The sequence below is a fragment of the Pedobacter foliorum genome (assembly GCF_013266735.1).
In the GTDB taxonomy this organism is placed as follows: domain Bacteria; phylum Bacteroidota; class Bacteroidia; order Sphingobacteriales; family Sphingobacteriaceae; genus Pedobacter; species Pedobacter foliorum.
On sequence record NZ_JABSNU010000003.1, the window covers coordinates 196,995 to 215,137 of the forward strand.

The window sequence follows — 18,143 nt, forward strand, 5'->3', positions numbered from 1 at the left end:
CTTCTTTAAGTTTCGAACCTATTTAATAATCTTATATATAACTTTGTTCTTTCTATATGAATATGCTAAAATATCAAAATAATAACAAAACACTTCAAGGTAGGTTCACAAAGTACGTTCAAATTGATACTCAATCAGATCCGTTATCTGAAACCACTCCATCAACAGATAAGCAAAAGGACCTTGGAAAGGTGCTTGTAGCAGAACTTTTGGAAATGGGTATTACAGATGCACATCTTGATGAATTTGGCTATGTGTATGCAACTATACCTTCTACCACAGAAAAAGAGGTTCCTGTAATTTGTTTCTGTTCACATATGGATACTTCTCCTGATTGTAGTGGCAAGGATGTAAAACCTATTATTCATGTTAATTATCAAGGACAGGATTTGGTACTTCCTGATGATAAATCTATCATCTTAAAAATGGCAGAACATCCGGATTTAAAGGACCAGATAGGGAATGATATTATTACTGCAAGTGGAACAACACTTCTTGGTGCGGATAACAAAGCGGGACTTGCGGAAATAATGGAAGCGGCTGCTTTTTTAATTGAACATCCCGAAATTAAGCACGGAAAAATCAGAATTCTATTTACCCCTGATGAAGAGATTGGACGTGGAGTAGATAAGGCAGACTTGAAAAAGCTTGGTGCCGATTTTGGGTATACAATTGATGGCGAAACCTTAGGCTCAATAGAGGATGAGACATTTTCTGCTGATGGAGCTGTATTAACAATAAAGGGCGTAAGCACACATCCGGGTTTTGCAAAGGGAAAAATGGAAAGCGCAATAAAGATTTTATCGGACGTAATTAGTGCACTGCCGGTAGATTGTCTTTCTCCTGAGTCAACAGAGCTTAAAGAAGGGTTTATCCATCCGGTAACTATTGGAGGTAGTGTTGAGCAAGCTGAAGCTCGTTTTATTCTTCGCGCTTTTAATGATGAGCAACTGAGCTCCTATGGCGAATTATTGGATGCAACGGTTCAGAATATTATCGAAGATTTTCCAAACTCAACTTATGAGTTGAAAATAAAGGAGCAGTACCGTAATATGAAGCAGGTATTAGATCAATACCCACAGGTAATTGAATACGGAGTTGAAGCAATTAAAAGAGCTGGAATTGTGCCTAAACAACAAAGTATTAGAGGAGGTACCGATGGTTCTCGTCTTTCATTTATGGGCTTACCTTGTCCTAATATTTTTGCAGGTGAGCATGCGTTTCATGGCAAGCAAGAATGGGCATCGGTACAAGACATGGAAAAAGCAGTTCAAACCATCGTAAATATTGCTTCCATTTGGGAAGAAAAAGCTTAGGCTAATGAGGTAAGCGGTTTTTTAATAAGCCGTAAACAAATGTGCCCAACAGCGAACCAATTATTACCACTATCATAACCAGGTAGCCTTGTCCGAGCAGTACAAAAACTGGTCCCGGACAAGCGCCTGTAAGTGCCCATCCCAATCCAAATATGGTGCCGCCAAATAAATATCTGCGCCATGCTTTTTGTTTATCTGTAAATGAAATTGGGTTGCCTTCAATATCATGAGATTTCATTTTTTTCATTAACCAAACCGCAATTACTCCTGTAATTACAGCGGTACCAATAATGCCAAACATGTGGAACGATTGAAACCTGAACATTTCCTGAATACGATACCACGATATGGCTTCTGATTTACTCATAATAATGCCGAACAGTATGCCGGCAAGAATATATTTAACTGATTTCATCATGAGCTACTGCTTAAAAGATTAATGGAAAAATTAAGTGGGTCATCACCAGTCCGCCTATAAAAAAGCCGATAACCGCAATGAGTGAAGGGACTTGTAGGTTTGACAAACCACTGATTGCATGGCCAGATGTACAGCCACCTGCATATCGGGTTCCAAATCCAATTAAGAAACCTCCTCCAAGAAAAATCAACAACCCTTTTCCTGTAGCCACAAAATCCCAGCTAAACAATGCGGAAGGGACAATGTTCCCGTCAAACGGTATGTTAAGTTTTTGGAGATCATCAATAGTAGCTTGAGATAAATTTAATGGAGCATCTGATTGAAGCCAATTAGCTGAGATAAATCCGCCAATTACAGATCCTATAAGGAAAAGTAAATTCCATCGCTGTGCCTTCCAGTCGAAATTAAAGAAGCTTACCCATTTACCTGCCCCCAGCATACTGCACATGGTTCGCAGGTTTGATGAAAAGCCAAAGGATTTACCAAAAAAGACCAGAATTACCATAATAAAACTGATGGCCAGGCCCGATGTATACCAAGGCCAGGGTTGTTTAATAAGTTCAAGCATAATTGTTTATTTGCTTAATGTTAACCGTGCTAAATATTGATCGTGATCGTCTTCAAAAATTATTTCGGCATCCCAACCAGATTGCTGAGCAATCTCTTTAAGGGTTTTCTGATCTACATAAACCCATTTAAACCAATTGCCTTTAATGCTTTTATATTCGTACCTAAAACTCACTTCTCCGTAATAGCCGTTAAGAGGGAAGGGGATCTCCTGGTACAAGTAAGATAAATCTGAACTATCAAACACCAATTGGCCACCAGGGTTTACCAGGTTCTTAACGTGCTTTAAAAAAGCTTTCAGCCCTGCTATTGATCCTGTTAGTCCAATGCCATTCATCATAAACAAGAGTGTATCGTAAGTATCTTCTTTATAGGTAAGGATATTTCCTTCGATGGCTTGTTTTAAGCCACGTTGTTTCATAATGGTAACTGCAGGGGCAGAAATATCCATGCCTGTAACATTTAGTCCACGCTTTTGTAAAATGAGGGCATGACTACCTACACCGGCACCAACATCCAGTACTTTTCCCTTGCACAGTTCTAAAGCCTTAAGCTCAAGTTCTGGCATTTCATCCTCACCTCTGAAGTAAACATCAACCGGCATTTCTTCAGGTTCATCATAAGAATTATGTACCCATAAGGTTTCAGCTGGTGGTTTTGTAAATTGGTCTTTTAAAGCTTCACCGAAAACATCCATGAAGGCAAAGATAAAAACCTTTACTTGTTATAATTGAAACTCCTGATGATATTCAGGAATGTTTACAATTTTAAAACCATTGTTAATGATGCGTGGCGCAAATTTTTGCTGCACTTCATACTCTCCATGAACAAGGAATAGTTGCTTAACTTTTGTGGGGTCTTGTACCGATAGAAATTGTAACAGATCCTCATAATCACCATGTGCACTCATTGATTTTATGGATTGCACCTCAGCTTGTACATCATATTCCTGACCAAATAACCAAACCTTTTTTTGTCCGGCAATTAATCTACCCGCCAATGAATTTGAAGTCGCGTAGCCTACCATTAAAATGGTATTTTTCCGGTCACTGATGTTGTTTCTGATGTGATGTCTTACCCTTCCGCCTTCCGCCATTCCTGACGAAGATATAATTACACAAGGACGTTCATCACTGTTTAATGATTTTGATTCCTCAACACTCTCTATAAACTTTAAGCCTTTGAAATCAAATATGTCATTGTCTACTTTGAAGACTTCTTTAACACCATTGTTATATACCTCAGGATGATTTTTTAATACCTGGGTAGCTTCAAGAGAAAGAGGGCTATCTACATAATAACGAACATCCGGCAGTTGTTTTTTCAATTCCAGACTATTTAATGCATAAAGTAATTCTTGCGTACGACCAACACTAAAAGCCGGGATAATCACTTTCCCTTTCTTAACCTCACAGGTGTTCTTAATAATCTGTAATAACATATTCTCTATGGGTTCCAGATCTGCATGTAAAGAATCACCATAGGTAGATTCCATGACGATATAATCGGCCTGAGGGAATGTTTGTGGACTTTTTAAAAGCAAATCACCGTATCGGCCAACATCACCACTAAATGTAACGTGAGTTACCTTTCCATCCTCCGTTATTTTAAGATGAACAGCTGCGCTACCAACAATATGCCCGGCATCTGTAAGCAGGAGACTTATGTTGGGGTCAATGGAAAAATCCTGATCGTAGGGAACGGTTTTAAACTGACTAAGTGTTTGGTTAACGTCTTTGTCGGTATATAGAGGCGTTACCTGATCTTCTACCCGTTTAATTTTCTTGTTTGCATATTCAGCATCCTGCATTTGTATTTTTGCTGAATCCAATAATAAAATTCTGGCTAGATCTCTGGTTGCAGGAGTACAATATATTGGGCCGCTAAAGCCTTCAGAAACCAATTTTGGTAACAATCCGCAATGGTCTATATGTGCATGAGATAAAACCATGTAGGTAACCTTTGCAGGATCAAACCCAAAGTTTTCGTTTAGACCTTCTGTGATATCCCCCATGCCTTGAAAAAGGCCGCAATCTAATAAAATTTGAATGTTGTTGTTAAGGGTAATAAGGTGTTTACTACCAGTTACAGCACGCGCTGCACCATGAAAAGCAATCTTCATTAAGTATATATTATGCTCTTACTTTTGCAATGGTATCTTTTACTTTATCTGAAACATCTGACAGCTTGTCTTTAGAAGAATCTAATAAATCGCAAAACCAATCGGTTACTTTGCCTTTCATTTCACCTTCTTTGTCTGATGATAATATTATTGCTATTGCTGTGCCAAGAGCTACTCCTGCTAATATACCTGCAATTATTTTAGTTTCTTTCTTCATAAGAATGTTGTTTTATGAAAGTTAAACAAAAATAAAGCAGAATGGTTCTGTTGTTTTAACATTTTTTCTTAGTCTGTAAGGAACTGTCCCTGTAATTGAATCAGTATCTTTAACAGATGTTAAAATCTATATCATTTATTAATATTGTGTTAGCTATAGTGTACTTTTTGTTCTACTTGCTAAACAGCACATCTTATGCAATGATTGGAATTCTTATAGTGATTGCCTTTAGTGCGCTAACGATTAGGAATGTTGAGAAAGGCCTAAAACCTACAGCGATATATTTTATACTTGGTGTGCTCATGTCGGTGTTTGCTGGTTTTTTGGTAGTATGGACTTACAACGTGATTTTATCTTCTTTTGAACATGATTATTTTGGAAATAGCTGGCTCTATATTGCGATTAGTATTTGCTTAATTGCAGGTATAATAATTCAAATTGGCGGATTATTTATCCGCCGCCCTTAACTCTGTTCTGAATATCTTCACTTCCAGTTCTTCTATCTTTATTATCTTGGTTTTGATTGCCAAATCGATAAGAAATTGATAGCATTATACGACGACTATCAGGTCTTTTGTTGGTATACATATCTATATTCTGGTATTTTGTTTGTTCTCTATACCTGTCAGATTGGAATATATCATTTACCATTAGCTTAATGTTTCCTTTGTCTTGCAATATTGTCTTTTGTACACCTGTTGATATTGCGTAACTCCCTTTGTAGGTTGATATGCCATAAACTGAACCAGAGTAATAAAAGCCACTTAACTCCATTGTATAACCCTTGCCGGCTTTAAATGAGTTTTGAGAGTTGAAGCTAAAGCTTGTTGTATTGTTGTTGAACGTATTGTTTTGCACGTTCCCTTTATACTCGTTACGGAAAACATTGGCGAAATGCGTTCCATTCCACCAATTGAAAAATGTGGTAGATGCAGTGAAGCTAATGCCATAGTTAATTAACCTGCTTAAGTTTTGAGGAGATTCAAAAGTGGTATTTAATGAATCTATTTGACCGCTTAGCCAGGTAATCACATCGGTAGTTTGATTATAGTTTATTGCTGTAGTATATTTTCCCTTAAAGCTATGACTCAACTGAAATGTATTGATCAGTTCTGGTTTTAAGAATGGATTACCCTGATAGAAAAGTAAAGGATCTCTAAAGACTCTGAAAGGATTGAGGTCACCATAATCTGGCCTTTCTATTCTTCTGCTGTACGCAGCTTGAATTTGGTGATTGGCCCCAATGGGTTTATTAATGAAAATACTTGGAAACAGTTGGAAGTAGCTGCGGGTTAATAATGAATCTGTAGTTATTTGGTGACCTTGAGTTTTTGTGTATTCTCCTCTTAAACCTGCCTGTACACTAAAACCTTTAAAATCTTTATTAATGTTGATGTAACCTGCGTGTATCTGTTCTTTATACTTGAAATGGTTACTTCCATTGTTGTCATACTCCCAATTGCCATTGTTTAAAATATCATAGCGGAGGTTGTTGTCAGATTGAATAACACTGCTTTTTAGTCCGCTTTCTAATTTTATAGTTTTGCTTAGTGGATCTGTGTAATCTACTTTAGCCAAATAAACATCCGTTATTGCAGGCACATATCCGCGTCTGCTTGTTGTTGCTCCGGCTTGCCCATCGGTGGATTGTAGTGTTGTGGTTTTTAGATTTAAATTTGAAGTAAAACTGTTACTTGCAAAATCTGCATCGGCAGAGAATGTTCTTCCTTCCTTTTTGAATTTATGAAGGTAGTTTACATTATAGGTTAAGTTTTTCCAGCTCTGTTGATCATAGTTTGTTGTAGCCATATGGCTAATCATTGTTCCGTCAGCTGCAATTAGTCTATTGCCCGTCTTGCTGTCATGCGTATATTTTCCGACATTCCCGTTTATAAGAAAACCGATGGTGTTGGAACTGTCCAAATCATAATCAAGACCAACTCTGAAGTTATTTGTGTGTAATGGTTCATCCGTTTCAGTATCCTGATAAGAGGTTCGGTTTGGAATTGATCCGGAATTGCCACTATCATAAAAACGCCTCACGAAATCCAGATATTCAGTTTCACCACGATAACCGTAGTCATAGCTTCCATAAATATTGACTTTGTTGTTTCGGTAGTTTAGGTCTAATGCACTACCATAGCGTGCATTTCTGCTTGCCCCGCCGTTTAAAGATACCGATCCATTTAAGCCTGTTTTCATGTTTTTCTTCATCTGTATATTGATGATGCCTCCATTTCCGGCAGCATCATATTTTGCAGATGGATTATTCATAATTTCTATTTTTGAAATAGAAGAGGAATTGGTTCCTTTTAGTAGTGTGCTTAACTCCTTTGGTGAGAGGTAGGTGGATTTTCCGTTAATCATAACCAGTACGCCAGAACGCCCCTTTAATGAAATTTGCCCGTCTTCACCAACTTTAACGCCGGGAGCTTTTTCGAGGAGTTCTAATGCGGTATTACCTTCAGACAAGATGCTGTTTTCTACGTTAATTATGGTCTTATCGATAGTCTGCTCTATTAGCTTTTTCTGTGCAGAGATGACGACTGCGTTTAGTAGTTTGCTATCTTCCTTCAATTTTAAAAGGCCGAGGTCAAGTTTTCGGTTTTCTATGGATATTACAAGTATTTCGGTAGTAAGTGGATGATAGCTTACCCCGCTAATCTTTACAAGGTATTTTCCATCAGGGATTGCCGAAAACGAGAATTTTCCTGTTGAATCACTCAGTACTCCCTTTAATATTTTGCCATCTTCATAAAGGAGACCTACAGAAATATATTCTATTGGGGCACCCCCAGGATCAACTATCTTTCCTGATATATTGCCATTCATTTGTGCGTAGCAAAGCGTTTGAAAAGTGACAAAAAATATCAACAAAATAATGGGTAATAGGGTTCCTGTAGCAAGCTTTAGGCTTGCTTTATTGTGGCATGTTTTCATAGAATATGTTTAAGAAGGTAGTGTGAGTAGTTCCGTTTTTCTTGCTGCTTTTTTCTTTTTACCCCACCAAACATAGAATCCGGTAATAGGTAAACTCGCACATATGAGACTGGCAAGAAAGTAAATGATTTTTGTCGGGAGTCCAGCAAATAAGCCTACATGCAAACCGTAATTAGAGCGCCTAATCCATGATGCAAGATCCTCATCCCTTAGTTTTTTATTTGATGCAGGTAATTCTTCAAGTGTATGTTGATCTAGATAAACATCCCGCCATGTCCCCTTGTACATATCTGTACAAACGTAAATCGGATCTGATGCTTTCTCTGGAAAATGCATCAGGATATCATGACGGTTAAACTCCGCAATTTCGTTTATACCTTTATACCATGCCTTATCAACCTGAGCAAGCATATTTGACTGAGGATTGCTGCTTGTATCAGATAATGCCTGTATGCGAGGTTTGTTTTCTCCTCCTGCCATCCAATACACACTTTTGTTAAACCACGTGAAGCTCATCATCAGTGCGGTAAATGCCATTATAATTGCTATAATGATCGAGTAGAAACCGAGCACATTGTGTAGGTCGTAGTTTACCCGTTTAAATTTTGCACGCCATTTTATTTTAAAACTCTGCTCGCGTGTTTTTTTATTCCATTTTTTTGGCCACCATAAAATAAGGCCACTTATAAGCAATAAAAAGAAAATAAATGTTCCCCAGCCAACAACCTGATGCCCTATCTTTTCTGGTAGCCAAAGGTTAAAATGACCCTCCTCAAAAAAATGAAAATTATCTTCATGATCAACCATCGCAATCACCTCTGAAGTATATGGATTTACATATACAATAGAGTCTGATTCATGTATAGTGATTTGTGCGGTACGATTTTCTCCATAGTACCAAATTGACTCCGGCTGTTTGGTAGGCAACCTCTTTTGAACGGACTTGTAAAGTACAGAAGGAGGTAGGAACTTATCGTTGTCGTTTGATTTTTTAACATGAAACCAAGGTGAGCTCAGGCTCTTAATTTCCTGTTTAAATACCAGTACGCAGCCTGTAATACTTAGGATAACTACTATAATTCCAGAAGCCAGTCCCAACCATAAATGAAACCAGGCATTGATTTTTTTGAAAGTCATTTAAAAAGCCAGAGTTTGGGTTTTAATTGTTAAAATGACTTTATACTCCCAGATTTAATAGGTCCGGGAGTATAAAGTAGATATTATTTTATTTTCTCGAGACGGGTTAATCCACTAACACCTTCTAATTTAGCGCCACGAGTTACAGCGGCTGTGTTAATGTTGTATTGATAGATATAGAAGCCATCAACAGTATTAGCAGCAATAGATACAATTCCGTTTTCTACAAGCACGTTTTCTGAGAAAGATCCGCTAAGGCTTTTTGGGATGTTGATTTTTGTTTTAGTCTTGTTAGCAACATCAATAACATAATATTCAGTGATATATGCATCGCCGTATGAGCCTGAACCTGTGATCTTTGTTTTGTCCAGGATTTTGGTAATTGCCTTTCCATTTCCAATATAGAACAGGCCTAGAGCTTCTTCTTTGCTCCTATCTGTAAGTTCATAGAAGTAATCAGGGTCTATCTGAGTAGCGCCTCCTTTTACTCTGTAAATGGCGAATGGTGCATTTTTGTTAGCTGTTGTCCAGATGTTTGGTGAAGCTAAGAAGTAAGCTACTCCATTTTCTGTAAATGAAGCAGGCATATTCAAGGTGTAATGTTGAGGTAGGGTAAAGCGGGAGTCCTGAGTAACTGTAATATTGTTCATAGCAGGGTAATCCATCGTTGCCAGATAGGTTACCTCCTCAGAAATATCGTCGCTGTTTCTGTTTTGTGTATAGGTTAGGTAGAATTTTTCGCCAATAAAAGCAGCGTTATATCCCCAGAAATAATGGCCTGCTTTTAAGCCGGGAACATTGATTTTTCCGCTAGCTGTAATGGCCATGGTTTCAACATTCAGGATAGCATATTCAAATTGGATGGCAGAGTTACTGCTGAATAATACTAAGGTTTTATCATCTTTCCATTTGTAGAAACTCGAGTAAAATGCCCAACTGATTTGGGTGAATGGAATCTCCTTAATAATAGTATTGGTTTTATTGTTTGAAGTATATTTAACCAGGTTACCAGAATCATTGTCAATTCCATAGTAAAAGCCATTCTTTGTGGTCATGGTGGTTAATTTGGTTTCTGCACCATTTCCTGCAGTGTTGATAGTTCCTGAAGTTATAGCGCCAGTTTGTAAAATATAAGTGGCTGCAGGAGTTCCGGATGTCACTCTTAAGCTATAAGTGCTTTCTGTTGCAGGTTCTTCTGTAGATGGTTTTTTCTCATCTTTTTTACAAGAGCTAAATCCTGCTACTAATACGGCCAGGCATAGTCCAGCCGCTGATTTTTTAAATGGTATAGACATAATATTGATTTTGAACTTTTATTTTCTTTGAGTTATTTAATGAAGTATCTAAGTTTCATGAAGAATGATCTTCCAGGTTTTTGAAGCCTGAAATTATCGTAGGTTAACTCATCCGTAAGGTTCATACACTCTGCGGATATGTTGTATTTTCCTTTATTGAAAGAGTAAGATAGCGCTGCATTGTGTACAAGCTGCTGCGGAATCTTATTTTTAGATTCTTTACTGCCACGACTTTCCCAGTTAAGGTAAAACCAATGAACATATTGGGTGGACCAGTTAAATTGTATCCGGGTACCTTTTTGGAATAAGTCATTTTTCCCTATTCCTACATTGGCATTGCCGTATAACCATGGTTGATTTGGTATTCTATCTCCAAAAGTCTGGTCTGGAATAGTAGTTCCAGGCTCATACTGTTGATTGTTTTTTGCAGTTTGATAACTCGCATTTACTGAGGCTTCTAATAGTTGGTTATAGGAGTAACGAACCTCGGCTTCAACACCATTAATTTTCGCTTTGCCAATATTATCGTAATAAGAGTAAATACCACCGGTAGGAATGAAGTAGATAAAGTCCTTTGCATTTCTGAAAAAGTAACTTGCTTCAATAGCAAAGTGGTGCTTGTTAAAAATTTGATCGTAATATAGACCTGCATTTATATTGTCACTTTGTTCTGGTCTTAAATCGATGTTTGAAGAAACATCAATTCCGTTACCAAAAAGTTCTTCGGATTCCTGGAGTCTATAAGCATGTTCATATGAAACTTTTACACCTGCATGGGGAGTGAATTTAAATCTTGTTGCCATCCCATAACCAAAATAATCCTTACTGGAACGAGTGTCGTTCTTTACCCAGCTGTTTTCTGCACTGTAATAAACTGCGTCTCTCACAAAAGAGCTGAATGCGTAATACTTGGTGAATACGGAAGTCAACAGTCGATCATCAAGAAGATTCACCTGGTAAGCTAACCCTATAATGTTTTTAGCTATAGTATTAGGGATATCAAAGGTGTTGCTTTGTACTTTACCTAGCTCTTCTCTACCCGTACGACCAAAATGATTAAATGCATAGTTCAAATTAATACTTTGATTAGCATCAATAATGTAATTAAAGTTTGTTCTTATACTTGCTGCATTATTTCTGTAATGAAAAATGGATTTTACACCATTTAGTTCTCCTGCAATTAGGTCTTCACGTCCTTTTCCGCCCCAACCGTAGATGTTGTTGGCTGTATCGGTAACCTGAGACTTGTTAATTGAAACAGAAGCAGTAGTATTCATTGTCAAGCCCTTTAATAGAAAGTCAGTTTTCTTGTATTTAATACTTGGCATCAGGAAATTTTCTCGGTTGTTAACACCTCCAAAAACTTTATTTTGACTGGCGCCGGTTTGTATTTCCTTATATAAGGAAGAATATACAAGGCCTAGCGTAATTTGATCTGCCCATGATTTGTTTGTTAACCCAGCGTCGAATTGCCCCATCGTTGATCGATAGGCATCATGAAAGCGTCTGGCATCTCTTTCTACAACTTGGTTGTTCTCGTTTACCTTGATCGGGGCATCATATTTAGGATTGTTACGCATCATATAGTCGTTATCCGAGTAGTTGTGAAAGCCACTTACGTTAAAGATTATGCCCGTTTTCTGATCGGTAAATCGACTATTTAAGGCTGCTCGGCTTGTATTAAAAGAACCGTAGCTGTAACTCGCATCCAGGAATTTTTTAGTGTGCTGATCTGTAATGATGTTTACTGCTCCACCAAGTGCATCAGCACCAAGCTCTACCGGAACTACCCCTTTGTAGATATCAATCCTTTCGGCAAGATTAACGGGGATATTATTTAGAGATAGAGAACCCCCAAAGTTTTCCATTGGAATGCCGTCTAAAAAGAAGCGGACTTGTTTGCCTGAAAGTCCATTTAAGGAGAATTTAAAATCAGAACCTAATCCCCCTTGCTCCCTGATTTTTACTCCTGTGCTTCTATTTAAGATTTGATTAAGATCTGCAGTGGTATTTGCTAGTTTTCGGGTATCGATAGTATTTACTGAGAATCCAGACTCTTTTAATTCCTGTGATTTTGTTTTTCCAAATACATCCACATTTCCAAGTTGGTGGAGATCTTTCTTTAAGAAAAAATCAATGGAAAGCTTTTGGTTTTCTTTTACTAAGATTTGTTTTGATTGGGCGATGTAACCTAAGTAGGATACAATTATTGTATATGAACCAGGATTAATATCCGTTAATTCAAAATAACCACTTGCATTTGTTAGTGTTCCGGTTTTGGTTCCTTTTAATAGTATAGATGCCCCAGATATAACCTCGGTGCTATCTTTAACATTTCCAGAAACAACTATTGAGTTTTGTGCAAAAGAGTTAAGAGCGAAAGTGCTAATTATAAATGAAAAGAGGATTTTATGAAATTGCATTCTATTTTAATATTGTGTATTTATACTGTAAGTAGCATAAGCACAAGTTTCCCGAAGGTGGAAAACAAAAAATATTAAAATAATTTAATTCTAAGGATTTAGATTATCGATGCGCATAATAAAATCGGTGTTGCCGGCTAGTTCAAGGCCTTTTTTTAAACTGCCTGTTTGGATATTGTAGATCCATATAAAGTTACCTTGAGTACTTGAGTTTACGGCAATGTAAGCTACATTGTCTTTTACAATAACGCATTCTCTTCTTGTTCCTTTATCGAGCGGAAGGTTTAGTTTTTTAAGAACTTTTGCTTCGGCCAGATCAATTAGATAGAATTCAAAATGAGCAGTACTGTAATGATCGCTGAGGCCTTTAAAAAGATCCTTTCTTTCACTTCTGATAATGGCCTTGTTGTTCCCAAGATACCACAGGCCATAAGCATGGTTATTTATTAGTGATGAAGATATGTTAATGAAGTAGTCCTTGTCCAGATGCTCTTCTCGAGCTTTGATTCTAAATATCCCCGTAGGTAAATCAGGGCGATTGCCAAGTGCTATTCCCGGACATGACATGAAATAATAATTGTTATGTTCATCATTGAAGGAATAAGACTGCACTGTGTTTATGCCGCCCGGATAGGTTGATCGGGTGTCCTTGTCAATCTTTAAAAGATTCATTTGAGGATAACGCAGCTCGGCAATGTAAGTAGTGTCACTAGTCGTGTAATTAGAAGGGCTTAGCTGCTGGTGATATGTATAGCCCAGGAAGAGATGGTTTTTACGCAATTCGACAAAGCCAATTGACATAGAAGTGAACTTTCCTGAGGGCCGAGGAATAGCAAGGTTCCCGGATGAAATTAACTTCATCTTTTTGGCTTCAATTACAACATACTTTGCTTGCTTAAAACCTTTAATGTCTAATCCTGTAAGTAACAGAGAATCTGCACCTAGCCAGAAATAATTTTCTATTGAAAAATCTTTTAGTGGGATAGATGCAGTAGAATTTAGTGAATCATTCTGAAGATTGTATTTAGATAATGTAGCCTTCTTTCTATTTAAATGATAATAGCTGCCATTTTTAACAATGATGTCCCTGTCCATTGCTTTTGCATCCAAAATAGCTCCTTGCTTTTCAGGTAATATTTTTCCGCTTTCTAAGGAGTTAGTTTCAATAATATACTCTTTGCCATCTTTTCCGAGAATATACATGCTATATTTCTTGTTGACCAGTGCATTGCTGTTGTCTGGTTTTTGGGAGCATGAATAATAACAGAATGAAATGATTAGTGAGGCTAATAAGAGAATTGCCTTTTTAGCAGACTGATATATTTTTTGTTCTTGCAAGGAGGATTTAGGGTTTGATTAAATGCTGAACTGATTTGTAATTTGTTTTTGTAACACAGGAGGCAAGTCCATCAGGTTCCTTTCGCTAACCACAATGATCTTATCCTCACCTGTTTTTCCGTTAAGAATAATATACGTCTGCCCCATTTTTAAAGATATTTTTTCATTACTTCCTTTGAACCTAAGTTCTACATCTTTCTTAGGAGATATTAACATGCTTCCTGAAAGATCGACGGTGCCTGTTGTATAATTTATTTTTGCAAACGTATTTGGCCCAACGGAAATATTATAACCATTTGCATCAAGGTGTTTGACGTTTATTGCTGAAGTGTTATCAACGGATACAAATTGAGGAGAATCATTCTTTGTTTTTAATGTAAACTGATAAAAGCCAATACCAAGTAGCCCGAAAACAAGTGAGGCAGCAACAGCACCTTTCCAGAATGAAAATGAATGATTTTTAGTAATACGGTCTTTAGGTAGTGTAGGAGCTATTTCATTCCATATAGAGGTTTTGTGTTCAGCCTTGTTTTCGCCAATAGGAAGGTCAAGCTCTTCTGCAAAATCATCTGCAAACAGCCAATCTTCTACTGCTGTGCGCTCCTCTTTGGTGCACTCATCTCTATGGTATCTCTCTATGAGCTCTTGATTGATATTCATAATGGCTTTACAGTTACCTAAACTATAGGTCTTTTTGGTAAAAGTAATATAAACTTATATAAAATTACCGCTTTAAGTGTAAGTAGCATAACCCTGTAATTCCCGTAAGTCTTGTTGAGAATTAATTGTTATAAGGAGCAAGCTTAATTTTAAGTACGCTCATTGCTTTGGTAATATGGTATTCAACTGCACGCTCAGTTATTAGAAGAGCAGAGGCAATTTCTTTATTACTAAGTCCCTGCTCGCGACTCATCTTATAAACTCTTTTGCATTGGCAGGGTAAGGTGTCAACCAGGATATTCACTTTTTCTTTAAGATTGTTAAATAAAACATCCTCTTCAGTACAGTTACTTGACGAGCAGGAGTATTGCATTTTGATAGTTACATGCTTTTGTCTGCTCACTTTATTTCTGATGTATTCGAATGTTTTAAATTTAGCAGATCTGATTAGGTAGTTGCTTACCTTTTCGAGTTCAAGTTCATCGCGGCGTTCCCAGAGTGATTTAAAGATATCCTGCACCATCTCCTTGGCAGGTTCTATTTCCCGGATATTATTGTAACAAACGGCATAGACTTTTTCCCAATACAGATTGTATATGGTTTCGAACGCTTGTTCGTCAATCCGAAGTGGATTTTTACCGTAATCTGTATTTGTTTTTTCTGACAATGCCCTAGCGTTTAATGAGTCGGGTCAAATATAGCTTATTTAGACTTGTTATAAACAGTTGAATCGAAAATTATTTCAAGTAATAGAATAATTCATTAAAACAGAAGTATAATGCATTGTTTGAAGGGACTTAAGACGCTAATTTAGATTTATGATTAAAAGTATAAATATACAGGATGCAAGGTTTCCGTTAGCTAAGGGGGCAGGCAGCGATGCCATTCATCGTGACCCCATATATTCTTATGCAGTAACCAATCTGATTGATGACAGCGGTTTGGTAGGGACAGGTTTTGCATTTACTCTTGGTGAGGGAAATGATCTTGTTTGTAAAGCTGCACAGTTTTATGCAGAGCAACTTAAAGGAAAAGATATTGAAGAATTAATGTCTGATTTTGGAAGTGTATTTAATCGACTGTCCAATGAGCAACAGTTTAGGTGGCTTGGACCGCATAAAGGCATAGTGCATTTGGCTCTTGCTTCGGTTACTAATGCGTGCTATGATCTTTGGGCTAAAAAGAGAGGAGTGCCTCTTTGGAAATTGTTAAGTGACTTATCGCCTCAGGAAATTGTTAATACACTAGATTTATCTTATTTAGAAGATGAACTTACGAGTAGTCAAGCTTTGCAATTATTAACGGATAATCAGGTAGGCAAAGAAGGCCGTAAGCAAATTATTACCCAAGGTTATCCGGGGTATGATACTTCTATCGGCTGGTTTAATTACTCAGACGAGAAGGTTCGTGAAAATTGTAAAAAAGCCATTGCTGAAGGCTTTACTGCTATGAAGCTAAAGGTTGGAAGTACAGATCCGCAAAGAGATATTCGCAGATCGCACATTGTGCGTGAAGTAGCAGGAGATGATGTAAAGGTGATGCTGGATGCAAATCAGCAATGGACATTACCTCAGGCATTAAAAATATGTAAAGAGTTGCAGGGTATGAATCCCTATTGGATAGAAGAGCCAACTCACCCAGATGATATACTTGCTCATAAAACATTGGCCGATGCTATAGCTCCAACCAAACTTGCATTGGGAGAGCATGTGCCAAACCGGATTATCTTTAAGAATTATTTGCAAACCGGATCTGCAGGTTTTATGCAGGTTGATGCAGTAAGGGTTGGAGGTGTAAGTGAATTTGTCACTATAAGTTTACTTTGTCGTAAATATGGAGTGCCTGTGGTGCCACATGTGGGTGATATGGGGCAGCTTCATCAGCATTTGGTGTTATTTAATCATATTTCAATGGGGCATGAGGCTTTGTTTTTGGAGCACATCCCTCATTTGCAAAAACACTTTGTACATCCGGTAATTATAGAGGGTGGTGTTTATAAAACACCTATGGAGCCTGGCAGTAGTTGCGATTTGAAACCTTTAAATTAAACCTTAAGAACATAAGCAATGTTAAAATCATTAGACTTAAGTATTACTATAATATACATCTTGGGTATTTTAGCTATAGGTTTATGGGCGGGCATTAGTCACCGACGTAAAAGTAAAGCAAATGCTGCCGGAGAGTATTTTTTAGCTGGTAAGACTTTAAAATGGCCTGCAATTGGCCTGGCTCTTTTTGCCACAAATATTTCTACAGTTCATTTGGTTAGCTTAGCACAAAGTGGTTTTGATAGCGGCCTGCTTAACGGTAATTTCGAATGGATGGCCGCCTTTACACTTATCCTGCTGTCGTTGTTTTTTGTTCCATTTTATATTAAGTCAGGAGTAGCTACACTACCAGATTTTCTGGAGAAACGCTATGATCGCTCTAGTCGTGATTGGCTGGCAGTGATTTCAGTGGTGTCAGCAATAATTATTCATATTGCATTCTCAATGTTGGCCGGTGGAATTGTCTTGAAAACGCTATTTGGGCTTAATATGTATGTGAGTGTGATTGTAATTTGTGTGATCACTGCTATTTATACCATAATTGGAGGGTTAAAAGCGGTAGTTGTAACAGAGTCTATTCAAACGGTGGTTTTGCTTGCAGGAGCATTTATCATCAGCTACGCGGCCTTTAATAAAATGGGAGGATGGGAATCAATGACCGATGTGTTAAAAAGCAAAGGTGAAATGGATAAGCTTTCTATGCTACGTCCGCATGGTGATAGCAGTGGTATGCCTTGGTATACCGTGTTTTTGGGTTACCCTATTTTGGGTATCTGGTACTGGTGCGCAGATCAGACTATTGTGCAGCGTGTGCTTGGTGCTAAAGATGAAAACCACGCAAGGGTAGGTCCTTTGTTTTGCGGATTTATAAAGATTTTACCGGTTTTTATTTTTGTATTGCCAGGTTTGTTTGCCTATACCTTGGTGCAGTCGGGCCATTTAGATGTAAGCAGTTTAGGTCTTGATGACAAAGGAAATGTAAACTCAAAAGGGATTTATACATTGATGATTACTCAATTGCTCCCTTCCGGATTGATTGGTGTTTTAGTGGCGGCACTTTTATCTGGCTTAATGAGCCAGGTTTCGGGGGCATTAAATTCTATTTCAACATTGGTGAGTTATGATATGTATCAACGTTATCGCCCTGAAGCATCGGATAAACAATTAATCCGGATAGGGAAGATAGCTGCGGGGATTGCGTTGGTGTTTTCGTTAGGGCTATTGCCTTTGCTTAATAGATACGAAAGTATATTTAGTGGTATTAATGATATCATTGCTCATATTGCTCCACCCATAACTTGTGTGTTTTTATTGGGTGTGTTTTGGAAAGGAGCATCTGCTCAATCGGCCAAATTAACCCTATGGATTGGTTCTGTTTTAGGGGTTGTGGTATTTGCTATTAACAAGTTATTTCCTGAAACGCTGATTGGTCACATACCATTTATGATGATGGCATTTTACCTTTTTTGCACCTGTGTGGTTATCCAGGTAAGCTTTTCTTATATCTATCCGGTGCAACATACGGAAGAGAGCGCTCAGCTTTATTGGAAATCGCCATTAGAGCCTTTGCAGGGACCAGCATGGAAAGGGTTAGGAAATTATAAAGTGCTTTCGGGATTGCTTTTATTGGTTACAGGTGTGTTGTACTATATATTCAGATAA

16 protein-coding genes are annotated in these 18,143 nt (G+C 37.7%); 4 read left to right on the forward strand and 12 right to left on the reverse strand.

Features of this window, described 5'->3' with window-relative positions:
* The first annotated feature begins 62 nt into the window (after positions 1-62).
* A complete protein-coding gene (gene pepT, locus HQN83_RS07615; protein ID WP_173090140.1) occupies positions 63-1,316 on the forward strand; it encodes a peptidase T in 1,254 nt (417 codons plus the stop codon).
* A gap of 1 nt (position 1,317) precedes the next feature.
* Here pepT and HQN83_RS07620 read toward each other — a convergent pair whose 3' ends face one another.
* Genes HQN83_RS07620 through HQN83_RS07640 form a run of 5 tightly spaced genes read right to left on the reverse strand, consistent with a single transcriptional unit; the run spans position 1,318 to position 4,640 of the window.
* The gene (locus HQN83_RS07620; RefSeq protein ID WP_217277354.1) at positions 1,318-1,734 is read right to left on the reverse strand and encodes a DUF6691 family protein; all 417 of its coding nucleotides are present in this window, start codon (positions 1,732-1,734) and stop codon (positions 1,318-1,320) included.
* A gap of 10 nt (positions 1,735-1,744) precedes the next feature.
* Positions 1,745-2,302, reverse strand: coding sequence for a YeeE/YedE family protein (locus HQN83_RS07625; protein ID WP_173089750.1), 558 nt, complete (start codon positions 2,300-2,302; stop codon positions 1,745-1,747).
* Positions 2,303-2,308: 6 nt separating this feature from the next.
* The gene (locus HQN83_RS07630) at positions 2,309-2,998 is read right to left on the reverse strand and encodes a class I SAM-dependent methyltransferase (protein WP_173089751.1); all 690 of its coding nucleotides are present in this window, start codon (positions 2,996-2,998) and stop codon (positions 2,309-2,311) included.
* A 27-nt stretch (positions 2,999-3,025) separates the two neighbouring features.
* Positions 3,026-4,423 (reverse strand): MBL fold metallo-hydrolase RNA specificity domain-containing protein, encoded by a 1,398-nt coding sequence (locus tag HQN83_RS07635; RefSeq protein ID WP_173089752.1) that lies wholly within the window; start codon positions 4,421-4,423, stop codon positions 3,026-3,028.
* Between the two features lie 10 nt (positions 4,424-4,433).
* On the reverse strand, positions 4,434-4,640 hold the full coding sequence (locus HQN83_RS07640) for a YtxH domain-containing protein (protein WP_173089753.1): 207 nt from the start codon (positions 4,638-4,640) through the stop codon (positions 4,434-4,436).
* Positions 4,641-4,756: 116 nt separating this feature from the next.
* Here HQN83_RS07640 and HQN83_RS07645 point away from each other — a divergent pair, with 116 nt between their 5' ends.
* Positions 4,757-5,107: a hypothetical protein gene (locus tag HQN83_RS07645; RefSeq protein WP_173089754.1), complete on the forward strand. Its 351-nt coding sequence runs from the start codon at positions 4,757-4,759 to the stop codon at positions 5,105-5,107.
* Here the strand turns inward: HQN83_RS07645 and HQN83_RS07650 are convergent.
* The 7 genes from HQN83_RS07650 to HQN83_RS07680 all read right to left on the reverse strand — a co-directional run bounded on the left by HQN83_RS07650 (position 5,091) and on the right by HQN83_RS07680 (position 15,100).
* Positions 5,091-7,580 (reverse strand): TonB-dependent receptor domain-containing protein, encoded by a 2,490-nt coding sequence (locus tag HQN83_RS07650; RefSeq protein ID WP_173089755.1) that lies wholly within the window; start codon positions 7,578-7,580, stop codon positions 5,091-5,093. The genes HQN83_RS07645 and HQN83_RS07650 overlap by 17 nt on opposite strands.
* Positions 7,581-7,589: 9 nt before the next feature.
* Positions 7,590-8,717, reverse strand: a complete 1,128-nt coding sequence (locus HQN83_RS07655; protein WP_173089756.1) for a PepSY-associated TM helix domain-containing protein — start codon at positions 8,715-8,717, stop codon at positions 7,590-7,592.
* 83 nt (positions 8,718-8,800) lie between these two features.
* Positions 8,801-10,012, reverse strand: a complete 1,212-nt coding sequence (locus HQN83_RS07660) for a hypothetical protein (RefSeq protein WP_173089757.1) — start codon at positions 10,010-10,012, stop codon at positions 8,801-8,803.
* 32 nt (positions 10,013-10,044) lie between these two features.
* Positions 10,045-12,435 (reverse strand): TonB-dependent receptor, encoded by a 2,391-nt coding sequence (locus tag HQN83_RS07665; RefSeq protein WP_173089758.1) that lies wholly within the window; start codon positions 12,433-12,435, stop codon positions 10,045-10,047.
* A 90-nt stretch (positions 12,436-12,525) separates the two neighbouring features.
* Positions 12,526-13,773 (reverse strand): DUF4374 domain-containing protein, encoded by a 1,248-nt coding sequence (locus HQN83_RS07670; protein WP_173089759.1) that lies wholly within the window; start codon positions 13,771-13,773, stop codon positions 12,526-12,528.
* Between the two features lie 18 nt (positions 13,774-13,791).
* A complete protein-coding gene (locus tag HQN83_RS07675; RefSeq protein ID WP_173089760.1) occupies positions 13,792-14,433 on the reverse strand; it encodes a hypothetical protein in 642 nt (213 codons plus the stop codon).
* A gap of 121 nt (positions 14,434-14,554) precedes the next feature.
* The gene (locus tag HQN83_RS07680; RefSeq protein WP_173089761.1) at positions 14,555-15,100 is read right to left on the reverse strand and encodes a sigma-70 family RNA polymerase sigma factor; all 546 of its coding nucleotides are present in this window, start codon (positions 15,098-15,100) and stop codon (positions 14,555-14,557) included.
* Positions 15,101-15,251: 151 nt separating this feature from the next.
* On the opposite strand from HQN83_RS07680, the gene HQN83_RS07685 reads away from it, so the two are divergent.
* Both HQN83_RS07685 and HQN83_RS07690 read left to right on the forward strand, forming a co-directional pair.
* Positions 15,252-16,481 (forward strand): enolase C-terminal domain-like protein, encoded by a 1,230-nt coding sequence (locus tag HQN83_RS07685; RefSeq protein WP_173089762.1) that lies wholly within the window; start codon positions 15,252-15,254, stop codon positions 16,479-16,481.
* An 18-nt stretch (positions 16,482-16,499) separates the two neighbouring features.
* The gene (locus HQN83_RS07690) at positions 16,500-18,143 is read left to right on the forward strand and encodes a sodium:solute symporter (RefSeq protein WP_173089763.1); all 1,644 of its coding nucleotides are present in this window, start codon (positions 16,500-16,502) and stop codon (positions 18,141-18,143) included.

Bases quoted from the DNA above. Each gene is read 5' to 3' on its own strand.
- HQN83_RS07685 (WP_173089762.1), top strand. From the start codon at position 15,252: ATGATTAAAAGTATAAATATACAGGATGCAAGGTTTCCGTTAGCTAAG.
- HQN83_RS07630 (WP_173089751.1), bottom strand. From the start codon at position 2,998: ATGGATGTTTTCGGTGAAGCTTTAAAAGACCAATTTACAAAACCACCA.
- HQN83_RS07625 (WP_173089750.1), bottom strand. From the start codon at position 2,302: ATGCTTGAACTTATTAAACAACCCTGGCCTTGGTATACATCGGGCCTG.
- HQN83_RS07645 (WP_173089754.1), top strand. From the start codon at position 4,757: ATGTTAAAATCTATATCATTTATTAATATTGTGTTAGCTATAGTGTAC.
- HQN83_RS07655 (WP_173089756.1), bottom strand. From the start codon at position 8,717: ATGACTTTCAAAAAAATCAATGCCTGGTTTCATTTATGGTTGGGACTG.
- HQN83_RS07620 (WP_217277354.1), bottom strand. From the start codon at position 1,734: ATGATGAAATCAGTTAAATATATTCTTGCCGGCATACTGTTCGGCATT.
- HQN83_RS07690 (WP_173089763.1), top strand. From the start codon at position 16,500: ATGTTAAAATCATTAGACTTAAGTATTACTATAATATACATCTTGGGT.
- HQN83_RS07650 (WP_173089755.1), bottom strand. From the start codon at position 7,580: ATGAAAACATGCCACAATAAAGCAAGCCTAAAGCTTGCTACAGGAACC.
- HQN83_RS07660 (WP_173089757.1), bottom strand. From the start codon at position 10,012: ATGTCTATACCATTTAAAAAATCAGCGGCTGGACTATGCCTGGCCGTA.
- HQN83_RS07635 (WP_173089752.1), bottom strand. From the start codon at position 4,423: ATGAAGATTGCTTTTCATGGTGCAGCGCGTGCTGTAACTGGTAGTAAA.
- HQN83_RS07675 (WP_173089760.1), bottom strand. From the start codon at position 14,433: ATGAATATCAATCAAGAGCTCATAGAGAGATACCATAGAGATGAGTGC.
- HQN83_RS07665 (WP_173089758.1), bottom strand. From the start codon at position 12,435: ATGCAATTTCATAAAATCCTCTTTTCATTTATAATTAGCACTTTCGCT.
- pepT (WP_173090140.1), top strand. From the start codon at position 63: ATGCTAAAATATCAAAATAATAACAAAACACTTCAAGGTAGGTTCACA.
- HQN83_RS07640 (WP_173089753.1), bottom strand. From the start codon at position 4,640: ATGAAGAAAGAAACTAAAATAATTGCAGGTATATTAGCAGGAGTAGCT.